The sequence below is a fragment of the Thermogutta hypogea genome (assembly GCF_055386265.1).
In genome coordinates, this window is record NZ_AP042425.1 from 4,100,340 (window position 1) to 4,112,364 (window position 12,025).

At 63.8% G+C, this 12,025-nt stretch carries 6 protein-coding genes; 2 read left to right on the plus strand and 4 right to left on the minus strand.

Translation table 11 applies throughout. From position 1 onward, the window contains the following. Positions 1-79: 79 nt before the first annotated feature. The 3 genes from ACZ5B4_RS14755 to ACZ5B4_RS14765 form a co-directional block, all read right to left on the minus strand. A complete protein-coding gene (locus ACZ5B4_RS14755; RefSeq protein ID WP_464911994.1) occupies positions 80-2,680 on the minus strand; it encodes an ATP-dependent Clp protease ATP-binding subunit in 2,601 nt (866 codons plus the stop codon). Between the two features lie 646 nt (positions 2,681-3,326). Next, complete coding sequence (gene rnr, locus ACZ5B4_RS14760) at positions 3,327-5,702, minus strand: ribonuclease R (protein ID WP_464911995.1); 2,376 nt, start codon at positions 5,700-5,702, stop codon at positions 3,327-3,329. A gap of 315 nt (positions 5,703-6,017) precedes the next feature. Then, positions 6,018-8,360 carry an ATP-binding protein gene (locus tag ACZ5B4_RS14765; RefSeq protein ID WP_464911996.1) on the minus strand — a complete coding sequence of 781 codons (2,343 nt, stop codon included), beginning with the start codon at positions 8,358-8,360 and terminating at the stop codon, positions 6,018-6,020. Positions 8,361-9,054: 694 nt separating this feature from the next. Between ACZ5B4_RS14765 and ACZ5B4_RS14770 the strand changes: the two genes are divergently transcribed. Then, a complete protein-coding gene (locus ACZ5B4_RS14770) occupies positions 9,055-9,651 on the plus strand; it encodes an HNH endonuclease (RefSeq protein ID WP_464911997.1) in 597 nt (198 codons plus the stop codon). Positions 9,652-9,853: 202 nt separating this feature from the next. On the opposite strand, the gene ACZ5B4_RS14775 is transcribed toward ACZ5B4_RS14770, so the two are convergent. Then, positions 9,854-10,624, minus strand: a complete 771-nt coding sequence (locus ACZ5B4_RS14775) for an SDR family NAD(P)-dependent oxidoreductase (RefSeq protein WP_464911998.1) — start codon at positions 10,622-10,624, stop codon at positions 9,854-9,856. Between the two features lie 135 nt (positions 10,625-10,759). Between ACZ5B4_RS14775 and ACZ5B4_RS14780 the strand changes: the two genes are divergently transcribed. Further along, positions 10,760-11,926 carry a CAP domain-containing protein gene (locus ACZ5B4_RS14780; RefSeq protein WP_464911999.1) on the plus strand — a complete coding sequence of 389 codons (1,167 nt, stop codon included), beginning with the start codon at positions 10,760-10,762 and terminating at the stop codon, positions 11,924-11,926. Positions 11,927-12,025: the final 99 nt, after the last annotated feature.

A 12,025-nucleotide genomic window follows, 5' to 3' on the forward strand; every position in this document is an offset into this window, starting at 1 on the left:
CCGCGGGCAAAAGGACCGACGGCGAGCTTCAGGATGCGATATCGGAAAACGGGGTGCGTGGGCGCCGCCGCGCGAGGGCTTAATTGGTCGAAGCGGGGGCGGACGGATCGCCGCCGTCGCCTCCCGATACTCCCGCCGCTTCCGGCAGGTGGTCTTGCAGGACTTCGGGAGGCAGATCCTCCGGTTTGCCCATCACGCCTTCAAAGGCCAATTGGCGTTTGCCGCCGACCTCTTTTACCCGAACGATGATGGAATCCTTTCCCTCGAATTCGCCGCGGAGCAATTCCTCGGAGAGCGGGTCCTCGATGTAATTCTCGATGGCCCGGCGGAGCGGCCGCGCCCCGAAGTCCAAGTTGCTGCCGCGCTTGATGATCAGCTTCTTCGCCTCGTCCGTCAGGACCAGGGCCAGGTTGCGTTCGCTCAAGCGATTGCGGACCTTGGCCAACTCCATCTCGACCACGTCGCCCAAGTCCTTCTGGGTCAGGTGGCGGAAGACGATGATGTCGTCCACGCGGTTGAGGAACTCCGGCCGGAAGACCTTCTCGATCTGCTCGATGACGCGCTGCTTCATGCTTTCGTAGCTGGCGTCGTCGTCCGGCTTTTGGAACCCGAAGGCGGACTCGTTCTTGATCGCCTCCGCGCCGGCGTTGGTGGTCATGATCAAGATGGTGTTGCGGAAGTCCACGTTGCGGCCGAAGCTGTCGGTCAGCCGACCTTCCTCCATGACCTGGAGCAGCATATTGAAGACGTCGGGGTGGGCCTTTTCGATTTCGTCCAAGAGGACGACCGAGTACGGCCGGCGGCGGATCTTTTCGGTCAGTTGGCCGCCTTCCTCGTAGCCCACGTAACCGGGAGGCGCTCCCACCAGCCGGCTGACGTTGTGCTTCTCCATGTACTCGCTCATGTCGATCTGGATGAGGGCGTCCTCATCGCCGAACATGAACTCGGCCAGGGCCTTGGCAAGCAGCGTCTTGCCCACGCCCGTCGGACCGGCGAAGATGAAGCATCCCACCGGGCGCTTGGGGTCCTTGAGCCCGCTGCGGCTGCGGCGGACGGCCTTGGAAATGGACTTGATGGCCTCGTCTTGGCTGACCACGCGGCGATGCAGCTCCTCCTCCATCTTCAGCAGGCGGAGCGAGTCCTCGGTGGTCATGCGGGTCAAGGGGATGCCGGTCATCTTGGAGACGACCTCGGCCACCACTTCGGCGTCCACCACGCCGTCGGTGGAGCTGGACTTCTCCCGCCATTCCCGCATCATGGCGGCCTTTTTCTTCTTCAGCTTGTCGGCCTGATCGCGGAGTCGGGCGGCCTTTTCGAAGTCCTGGTTGGCGACAGCCTCCTCCTTTTCCTTGTTCAACCGTTCCACTTCTTCGTCGATTTCCTTGAGGTCCGGCGGGCGGGTCATGGACTTCAAGTGGACCCGCGCCCCCGCCTCGTCCACCACGTCGATCGCCTTATCCGGCAGGCAGCGGCCCGTGATGTAGCGGCTGGAAAGCTCCACCGCCGCCTCGATCGCGTCGTCCGTGATCTGCACGTGGTGGTGCTTCTCGTAACGATCGCGGAGTCCGCGGAGGATGGCCACGGTCTCTTCCTTGGTGTTCGGCTCCACCATCACCATCTGGAAGCGCCGATCGAGGGCGCTGTCCTTCTCGATGTACTTGCGGTACTCGTCCAAGGTGGTGGCGCCGATGCACTGGATCTCGCCCCGGGCCAAGGCGGGCTTGAGGACGTTCGAGGCGTCGATGGCTCCCTCGGCCCCGCCCGCGCCGACCAGCGTGTGCAACTCGTCGATGAACAGGATCACGTTCTGAGCGCGGCGGACTTCGTTCATGACCGCCTTGATCCGCTCCTCGAACTGGCCGCGGTACTTGGTGCCGGCCACCATCATCGCCAGGTCCAGCACGACCACGCGGCGTTCGAGCAGGATTTCGGGCACGTCGCCGCGGACGATCCGCTGGGCGAAGCCCTCGACGATGGCGGTCTTGCCCACTCCCGCCTCTCCCAACAGAACCGGATTGTTCTTCGTTCTGCGGCAGAGGATCTGCATCGTCCGCTCGATCTCCTTTTCGCGTCCGATGACGGGATCGAGCTTGCCCTGCCGGGCCAGTTCCGTCAGGTCGCGGCCGAAGCTGTCCAAGGCCGGCGTCCGCGAGCGACCGGACTTGGCGGCCGGATCCTGGGATTCTTCGCCCGTCAAGGCGGCGCCGGGCGTTCGCTCGGGCGTTTCGGCGGCCTCGCTCCCGTGACCGAGCAGATTCAACACTTCCTCGCGGACATCCTCGAGCTTCAAGCCCAAGTTCATCAAAACCTGCGCGGCGACGCCCTCCTGCTCGCGCAGAAGGCCCAGCAGGATGTGCTCCGTGCCGACGTAGTTGTGATTGAGGTTGCGGGCCTCTTCCGTGGCGTACTCCAGCACCTTCCGCGCGCGCGGCGTGAGCGGCAACCGGCCCATGGTCACCATGTCCGGCCCGCTCTGCACCAGCTTTTCCACCTCGAGGCGGATCTTGCGGAGGTCCACGTCCAGATTACGCAGGACGTTGGCGGCAACGCCGCTCCCTTCCTTAATCAGCCCCAACAGGATATGTTCCGTGCCCACATATTCGTGATTGAATCGCTGCGCCTCTTGATTGGCGAGCTGAATTACCTTTCGGGCACGATCGGTAAATCGTTCAAACGGCATGTTTTCAACCTCTCCTTCCCAATCGCCGCGCGTCCGCCGGTCTTGAACGGACCTTTGAAAGGCGGCGCAAAGTTCGCGTCTTCAACTCCCGGCAATCCCGCGCCGAACGCCCACCCGACCAAGCTGCAAATCTTCCTTCGGATTTCACGCGCGGGACCGGCTTGCGGGCATTCCCGGCGAGCGGATTCCGAATGCGGCCGGCCGTGCGACCGACGACCGCCGCTCACGTTTCATCGTGGTCTTGACCATTTCTCCAAGCAAATAGTATGCCATGCGGCGAAATAAGCAAGTTTCTTGAGCGCTGCCGATCGCTTCGCCGCAGCGGGGTTATTTTGCGGGTTCTCGCCGTCGTTGCATCTGCATTCACCAAGCGACTGCGGCCGGAAACTCTCGGTACGACCTAGGAGTCTGCCAAAACGGCAGTTTTTGTCGCCCTCCGCCGACTATTTTCGCAGCCGCATTCTATCGACTTTGCGCAATCTTTCCCTTCCGCAAGTCGTCGACCGCCGACCTTGATCCGACACAAAACGGGGCCCCGTGCAACCGCCGACGTCCCCACCCAATTATAGCGGATTCTTTGGGGTTCGGAGATGCCAATCGGCCGGGCCGTGTAGCCCTTGTCATGTTGTTGCCTCATTCCGCTGCGTCAACCATCGGCCTTACCCTTCCTTTTGGGCTTGGCCGATTTTGCGGGGGCCTTTTTCGCCCCTGCTGCACGTTTGGGCGACTCGCTTGCCGCTCTCTTTTTCACCGTGCGGGGCGCGGCGGACAGCGGCTCGCGGGACTTGCCGCTCTTGCGCTTCTTCCAATCGAAAGTACGGAGGGAGTCGCCCAGTGTGTTCGGCCCGGGTTTCCCGAGGTGCTCGAGCAACCGCAGGTCCAGTTGCCGCCGCTCCAAATCGACGCGGGCGACGGCCACTTTAACCAAATCACCCAACCGGTATTGCCGCCCCGCTCGGTGCCCGGTCAAGCTGTGCGTTGCGCGGTCGAAGCGGTAGAAGTCGTCGGTCATCGATTCGATGTGCACCAGACCTTCTGCGGGCAAGGCGATCCCTTGCACGAACATGCCGTAGCTCTCCACGCCCGTCACCACGGCCTCCATTTCCAGGCCGATGCGTTCGCCCAGGTAGGCCAGCAGTTTGAGCCGCACCAGTTCGCGCTCGGCCAATTCCGCGCGTTCCTCGCGGGCGGAACAGTGCTCGCCCAATTCCACCAGTTCCACCGGGTTGATCCGCGGGTTTTCGTCCAGCAGCAGGGCGTGGACCAACCGGTGAACGGTAAGGTCCGGATAACGGCGAATGGGCGAAGTGAAGTGGCAGTAGCAATCACTGGCGAGGGCGAAGTGACCCTCTTCCTTCGGGCTATAGACGGCCCGTTGCAGCGTCCGCAAGACGGCGTAGTGCACGGCGTACTGCTGAGGCGTGCCGGTAAAGTGCTTGAGGATGCGTTGCAGGCTGAAGCGGTCCTCGAGTCGGTCGGCCGAGAACCCCAGCCCTTCCAGGAATACTTGTAGGATTCGCAGTTTGCGTAAGGACGGCGGCCGATGGATGCGGCGGAGGAACGGCCAGCCGCGAGCAAAAAGGGTTTCGGCCACGGACTCGTTGGCCGCCAGCATGAACTCCTCGATCATCTGATGGCTTTCGGTGTTCGGGACGACGTGGGCGCCCATCACGCGCCCGCCGCGATCCAAATCCACCTTGACCTCCGGCATGACCAGCTCCAAGGCCCCGCGGCGCATTCGCCTGGCTCGCAATACGGCGGCCAGCTCCCGCATCTTGGAAAGCAAATCGCCGACCTTCTCGCCCAACCGCAGCGTTCCGGCGGCGGGATCGGCCAGAAAGGCGTCCACTTGCTCGTAGGTCAGCCGCTGATCGCTGCGGATGACGGACCGCCGCAGGGTGACGTCGGTCTTGACGCCCTCCGCCGTGAATTCGATGTACGCGCTGACGGTGAGGCGCAATTCGCCGGGCTGAAGACTGGCCAGACCGTTGGAGATCAGTTCCGGCAACATGGGGATCACGCGATCCGGCAGGTAGATGCTGGTGGCGCGGTCGCGGGCTTCGCGATCCAGCGACGAGCCGGGCGGGACGAAATGCGAAACGTCCGCAATGTGCACTCCCAGCCGCCACCCACCCTCCGGCAAGCGTTCCAGCGAGATGGCGTCGTCGAAATCGCGGGCATCCTCGGGATCGATGGTGATGGTCACCTCGCCTGTGGCGTCGTAACGGTCCGGAGGGACGGTTTCCTCGAACTTCGCGGCGGCGCGGCGGGCGTCCTCCAGGACTTCGGGAGGGAAATCGCCGGGCAGATTGAACTCGCGCAAGACGGTCAGGGTATCGACACCGGGCTTGCCCGGCGGTCCCAAGACTTCCACGATCACGCCCTCGCCGCGGCGATAGTGGTTGGGAAACCGCAGCATCTCGATCACGACTTTGTCGTCGGTACGAACGTTCTTCGCCCCGGCGTCGCCCACGAAAACCGGCTGCGCGAAGACCGTGCCGTCCACTTGGACGTAGCCCATGCCTTCCTCTTCGAAGTACGTTCCCACGAAGCGGGAGGTCTGCCGTTCGAGGATCTCGACGATTTGACCGGCGGGCCCCAGCCCGCGACGTTTAGCGCCGCCGCGATGGGCCAATCGCACGCGGACCAGGTCGCCGCTGGAGGCGTCCCCGCTCCACTCCGGGGGAACGTAGATGTCGTCTTCCTTCCCGGCCCCTTCCGGCGCCCCGCGCGGGCGAACGAATCCGTAGCCGGCCTCGCGGCGGCGAAAGATGCCGATGATTTCGGCGGCGGGTTTCTTGTCGTCGCCCTTCCGCTTGCCCGCCGGATAGACCAGGTGCCCGCCCCCAAACTCCAGCAGCCCGGCCGAGACCATCCGTTTGACCGCCTTGCGGACCAGATGCGATTCCTCCGCCGGTACTTGGAGTTGCTTGGCGATGGCCTTGGGCTTGACCGCTTGATAGCCCGGCGATTGGACCAGCTCCAGAATCGCCCGTTCCAAATCCTGCAATACGTGTTTCATGACATAACCTTCGCAAAAGACGGAATTCCCGCCCCTTCGGCATGAGTTTGATCGGGCGGCACGTTCCAGAGCGGCGCGCAACTTCCCCTCAGCCGGGCTTGGCAACCAAGATAGCAACTACACCGATCCGCCGACAGACGATCGTGCGCGGAGAGCGTAATTGGATGAGGAAACGCAGGCGGGATGAGGATGAACTCCGATCGATACGATAAAACCTTTGCTTATTATCGGGGACCAAGGCGGAAAAGACAACTCCACCCTCTCGGCGTCGGCGGCCGCGCAACGGCTTGGGGCGAACGTGACAGCTTTCCCGGCTCACGCAGTCGGCGCCGCGGTCATGAGGTCCGCGGGCTGCCGGGCTTGTCCGTCCAGCCACTCCACAGCCTTGTTCAGCAGCGTCGCGGCATCGCACGGTTTGGACAGGTAGTCGTCACAACCCACGGCCTTACACCGCTCCCGATCCTCCGGCATGGCATGCGCCGTGAGGGCGACGATCGGTACGGTTACTCCCGCTTCCCGCAATCGCCGCACGGCCTCGTAGCCGTCCATTTCCGGCATCTGCATGTCCATCAGAATCAGGTCGAAGGCTTTGCCCGCGGCCTCGCCGGTCTGATCCGCCCGAGGGCCTTGTCCGAGGATGCACTCGCAAGCGATCCGGCCGTTCTCCGCGATGACGACGTCGGCTCCCGCCCTGCGTAAGAGGAACGAGAACAGGCGTTGATTGTCGGGACCGTCTTCGGCCAAGAGGATGCGACAACCGGCCGGCAACGTCGGCAGCGGCTGTTTCTTGGGCCGGTCCGCCGCTTGCGTCGCGGCCGGGTTTTCGGCGAGACTCCGCGACAACGGGACGCCGTCCAAGGGGCCGGGGTCGATGGTGACGGTAAAGCAGCTCCCCTTGCCCGGTTCGCTCCGCACCGAAATGTCGCCGCCGAGCAAGCCGGCCAGCCTTTTGCTGATCGCCAGGCCCAAGCCCGTGCCGCCGAATCGCCGCGAAGTCGATTCGTCAACTTGGCTGAACGGCCGGAATAGCCGCGCCGTTTGTTCCGGAGTCATGCCGATTCCCGTATCGCGGACTTCGAAAACCATTCGCGGCGGGCCTTCCGCTTCCGACTCCGGCTTCAGCCCGACGGTCAAGGCGACCTCGCCCACCTCGGTGAACTTGATCGCATTGGCCAGCAGGTTGATGAGGATCTGCCGCAGGCGAATGGGATCGGTTTGGATCGTTTCGGGAAACTCGCCTTCCGCACGGGCGGAAAGGGCGAGGTTCTTGCCGGCGGCGGGCACCCGCATCAACGCCATCACGTCCCCGATCAATTCGCGGGTCTTGACCGGCTCCTTGGCGATGGTCATCTTGCCGGCTTCGACTTTGGAGAGGTCCAGAATGTCGTTGATCAGTTGCAGAAGATACTGCCCGTTGCGTTGAACGGCCGCGACGGCCTCGAGTTGAGCCGGGGCGGTGAGCGTGCCGGCCAAGACCTCGGTGAAGCCCAGGATGGCGTTCATGGGCGAACGGATTTCGTGGCTCATGTTGGCGAGGAACGCGCTCTTGGCACGGTTGGCCTGTTCGGCGGCCTCCTTGGCGGCCGCAAGCTCCTCCGCCGACTTTTTCAGCTCTTCCTCGACGGCCTTCCGCCGTGTGATGTCGGTCAAGGACAGCAGCACGCGCCGGGTATTCCCCTCCGGGAGGGGTACGACGCTGAGGGAAAACCAGAAGGAGCGTCGCTCGCCGCCGACCGTCAAATCGTGCTGCACTTCAAGATCATGAATCGCTCGGCCGGTGTGCACGACCATGTTGATGGAATTACGAATCGGGCAAGTCTTGCAGGCCTCGCCCGATCCGCAGCCGGAGGGAGACGCGGCGGCATGAATGCAGCACAATCCGTCGCCGGGTTGTTTCCCCAGCCACCGGGCTTGGTCCACGCCCACCAGATGCGTCGCCACATTGTTCACGTGCTCCACGGACCCGTCTTCGGCCAACAATACCATGGCCGCCGGGGCCGCGTCCAAGATCGCCCGAAGGAATTCCCCCTCCCTTCTCCGATCCATGCTTTCTCGACGAAGCGTTTCTTCTCGCAACTTGTGGTCCGTGATATCGATGAACACCGTCGCCAGTCGATCGCCGCCCAGGGGTTGGATATGGATTTCGTAATATCGCTCGAGCGGTTCAAAGTAATCTTCGAAGTGGATTGGGTTGCCGGTCTCAGCCGCGCGGCAAACTTGTGCGAAATACGAGCTGTCGCGAAAACCGGCGAAGACCTGGGACAGCGGTCGCCCGACGACCGTGTCGGGGTTGCATCCCGTATGTTTCTCGAAGGCGGAATTGGCACGCAAGATTACATCGTCGATCGGTCGGCCGTTCTCGTCGCGAATCAATGCGTGGAACGTAATGGCGGCCGCCGAATTCTGAATAAGGATGTCCGCCATCCTTTGCCACTCCGCCTGAATGGCGGCAAAACGACAGGCATTGCGCCGCGCGAAGACGAATACCATCGCGAATGCCGCGAACAGCGCGGCGGCATACCCCAACGAACCCGGCGTGGGATGGACGGCGGCCGGGAGCGCGATCAACAGCACGGCGACCGTCGCGACCACTGAGATGATGATGTCGCAACGGGGCCAGGTTAGGGTTCCGGCGCGGCGTACAGCGTTGGATTTCACGGCGAAACTCCAGGAAGTCAACGAGAGCGGTCGCGCAACCGCATCAGTTCGCCCACAGTCGTGTCAGGCACAAAAAAACATAGCTTGGGAGAACGGCGATGAGAAAAAGATCGGCTCGATCGGCGCGGGGAGTCCGCGCTCCGTCGCGTCCCACGACGTGCCGAGGGATGCCCCGTTGCGCTTCCCCGGCCACGACAGAGCGCGGCCCTCCACAATGGCGATCACGCCGGCGCGTGGCCCTCCCGGATGGGATGCGTATTCGATTGCGAATCGTGTGAGCCTCCAGCGTGAGCTGGAGGTGTCTCCGGCGCTGCCCACGATTCAGCCTCGGCGCGCACCAACGTCGGTGCGCACCACCAGCTTACGCTGGTGGCTCCAGGGTTTGCATGGTGATTGCCTGGAGGGACGCACTCCGTCGCGCCCGCCGCGAGACGACGAAGGGGTTGTGGTGATTATGCGGCCGACACCCTTCCGCGGAGCGGTGGCTCGCCGCTGTTGTCTCCGGCTAAGACGCTTGATAAAGTGAACGGCAGTGGGTCTTGTGGACGGGTCGCCGATCGGGTAATCGCCTCACCGGCCGATCGAGGGCCGGAGATGTGGGTCTGCCCGGCAGCGGCGGCAAGACGCGGCATTCTCGGCCCCGCGCGTGCGGAGCGGCGAACGAGGATTGTTATTGCCCGAAAAGGTCCCCGAAGTGAACTCTGCCATTTTGCAGCGACCCACGCTGGTGTTGAACCGTGATTGGCAACCCATTCACGTGGCGACCGTCGCCCGCGCCCTGGTGATGGTCTACCAAGGAACGGCCGTCGTCGTGGATCCGGACGACTTCAGCATGTACACCTGGTCGGACTGGACGGAATTGGCCCCGGTGGACGGCGATCCCTTCATCCAATCGGTATCGTTGCGGCTGCGCGTGCCGGAGGTGGTGGCCCTGCGAGATTTCGATCGGGTTCCGTTCCACAGTGTGCCCTTCAGCCGCCGCAACCTGTTCAAGCGTGACCACAACACGTGCCAGTATTGCGGCCGGCAGGTGGCCGGCGAATTGCTCACCATCGACCACGTCATCCCGCGGTCCAAAGGCGGGGAATCCACGTGGGAAAACTGCGTGTTGGCCTGCACCGAGTGCAACCGCCGCAAAGGCTCTCGCACGCCCGAGGAGGCCGGCATGAAACTCCGCCGCAAGCCGGTCCGGCCGAAATGGCGGCCGCTCTACGCCGCCCGGGAAATCCGTGTGGAAAGCTGGACGCGCTTCGTCAGCGAGGCCTACTGGAACGTCACGCTGGAAAAGTAAGGGGCCGTCACGTCCGCCCTTGCGGGCACGGCTATTGCTTCCACCACCGGCTTACGCCGGCGGCTCATGTGTTGTTACAGCGTGACACCGCAGCGCTGCCGGCCTTCCGCACGGGGTGCCGCTTGTCACCGCCGGCCGGTGGCACGCAAGACACCGTGTTGAAGCGAGACGCCGCGTTGAATATCGCCGGTTCGCGGCGGCGTCAGAAGATGCGGGCCAGGCAGCCGCCGTCCACCGTAATCACCTCGCCCGTGATGTACCGCCCCGCCTCACTGGCGAGGAGCAGCGCGGGCCAGGCGATTTCCTCGGGTTGTCCCCAGCGACCCAAGGCGGTACGCCCTCCCAGTTGCGCCTGCTGTTCGGGGCTGAGGAGCGACATCGGCATCTCGGTGGCGATGGGGCCCGGGGCAATGCAGTTGACCGTGATGTCGTACGGCCCCAGATCCAGGGCCGACGCCTGCGCCATCCCGATCAGGGCCGCCTTCGTGGCCGAGTAAGCATTCCGCTTGGCCGTGCTGGCGCGACCCATGATGGAAGAGATGTGAATCACGCGCCCCCATCGCCGCTCTTTCATGGGAGGCGCCAAGGCCCGGGTCAAACGCATCACGCTGGTAAGATTCAACTCCACCAGGTAGTCCCAATCCTGGTCCTTGATTTCGTCGATGGCCTGGGGGATATTCCAGCCGGCATTGTTGACGAGGATATCGATCCTCCCCATGCGTTGCAGCGACTCGGCGGCCAGGCGATCCACATCTTCGCGCCGCGCCATGTCGGCGGCCGTCGCTTCCACGCGGCTGCCGGTCTTGCGATGGATGTCTTCCGCGGCGGCACGGATGGACTCTTCCTTGCGGCTGCAAATGAAGAGTTCGGCCCCGGCTTGGGCAAACACCTCGGCCATGGCCTTGCCGATGCCGCGGCTGGCCCCGGTGATGAGAGCCGTTTTTCCCGTCAAGCTGAAGATGGTATCCTTCATGGAGTCGCTCCCAGTTCGTTTTCTTTCCGCTCCCGTCACGCCGGCTGGAGAGGTTCCCCCGTTCCGAGGTCTCGTTGCCGGAAAACCCGGCGGGAAAAGACCTCCCTTCCACGCCGACGAAGAGGTTCCTCGGTCATGCGTATTCTATTCCCGTTGGGAATCTCCATTATCGCGGCCTTTGGCGGCGCCCATCAACCGGCCGAAACGTGGGCGAATCGCCGCCCCACCCGACGGAGGTTCCTCCGCGTTGCGGCTGCCCTCGTCGTCGTACCGACGACCCGTCTGGGCTGCGGCCTGACGCACGCTAGGGCGGAGACGCCGGGCGACCCGTTCTCGTCGCGGGAATTGGCTGCTTTTCAGGCCCGATTTCGCGCGGCCAAAGGCGATCCCGACCAACGCCGCCGCTTGGTCGAAGAAGCCGCGGCGCGGGGACCGGCGGCGGCCGAGGCCGTCCTGGGAGTCATCGAACGGGAATTGGGACCGCAGGTACGGCGATATCATGAACTGTTTTATCGTGAAGCGGTTCAGTCGGCGGGAAAAAAGGCGAAGAAAACGCCGATGGAAGAGGTGGCCGCCCTGCGCGCCCTCGTGCTCGGCCTGCAACAACGGCCCGACTTCAGCGGTGATCTGATTCGCCGCACGGCCGATCCGGCCATGCAGAGATTGCGGGAGCTGCTGCTGATCGCGCCGGACGACGTTCGCGCGTCGCTGCCCGCCATCCCCAGGGAGCGCGAGAAGCTATCCGACTTGGGCGGGCTTTGGGAACGGTGCCTGCGGTCGTTGTGGGAGGCCGCACCCAAGGAAGAGCGACCGGAGGAACCGCCTTCCTTCGAAAAGTTCCTACTCGGGGAGGAGATGCTGGCGGCGGGATTGGCCGCCCCCATGCCGCCGCTTACCCGGGACGTCCTTGCCGCCAATGCCCGGTTGGCAGGCCGCATCGACGAGCAAGAGGCCCGGGCGATCACCGCGCTCAATCTCACCCGAACGTTGCTCGGACTTGCTCCCGTGGCGATCGATCTGCGGCTGTGTGCGGCCGCTCGCGATCATTCCAACGACATGAAGACGCTCGGCTTTTTCTCCCACGAGTCTCCGGTACCCGGCAAGACCAGCCCGTGGGATCGCGCCAAACTCTTCGGCACCACGGCCTCCGCGGAGAACATCGCGGCGGGCTATGCTGACGGCAACGCCGTCAACGAAGGGTGGTTTCACAGCCCCGGCCATCATAAAAACATGCTGGGGAACCACAAGCGGGTCGGCGTCGGTCGGGTCGGCACGCATTACACACAATTGTTCGGCGGATGAGCTGGGGCCTCGCCCCAAGCCGTGCGAGCGCAAAAAATGAGCCGCGCCCCAAACAATCCATTCGGGACGCGGCCGCTTCCGGGAGGGACAAAGGGGATC

Excerpts from the sequence above, each read along its gene's own strand:
- ACZ5B4_RS14780 (WP_464911999.1), top strand. The coding sequence starts at position 10,760 with ATGCGTATTCTATTCCCGTTGGGAATCTCCATTATCGCGGCCTTTGGC.
- ACZ5B4_RS14755 (WP_464911994.1), bottom strand. The coding sequence starts at position 2,680 with ATGCCGTTTGAACGATTTACCGATCGTGCCCGAAAGGTAATTCAGCTC.
- ACZ5B4_RS14775 (WP_464911998.1), bottom strand. The coding sequence starts at position 10,624 with ATGAAGGATACCATCTTCAGCTTGACGGGAAAAACGGCTCTCATCACC.
- rnr (WP_464911995.1), bottom strand. The coding sequence starts at position 5,702 with ATGAAACACGTATTGCAGGATTTGGAACGGGCGATTCTGGAGCTGGTC.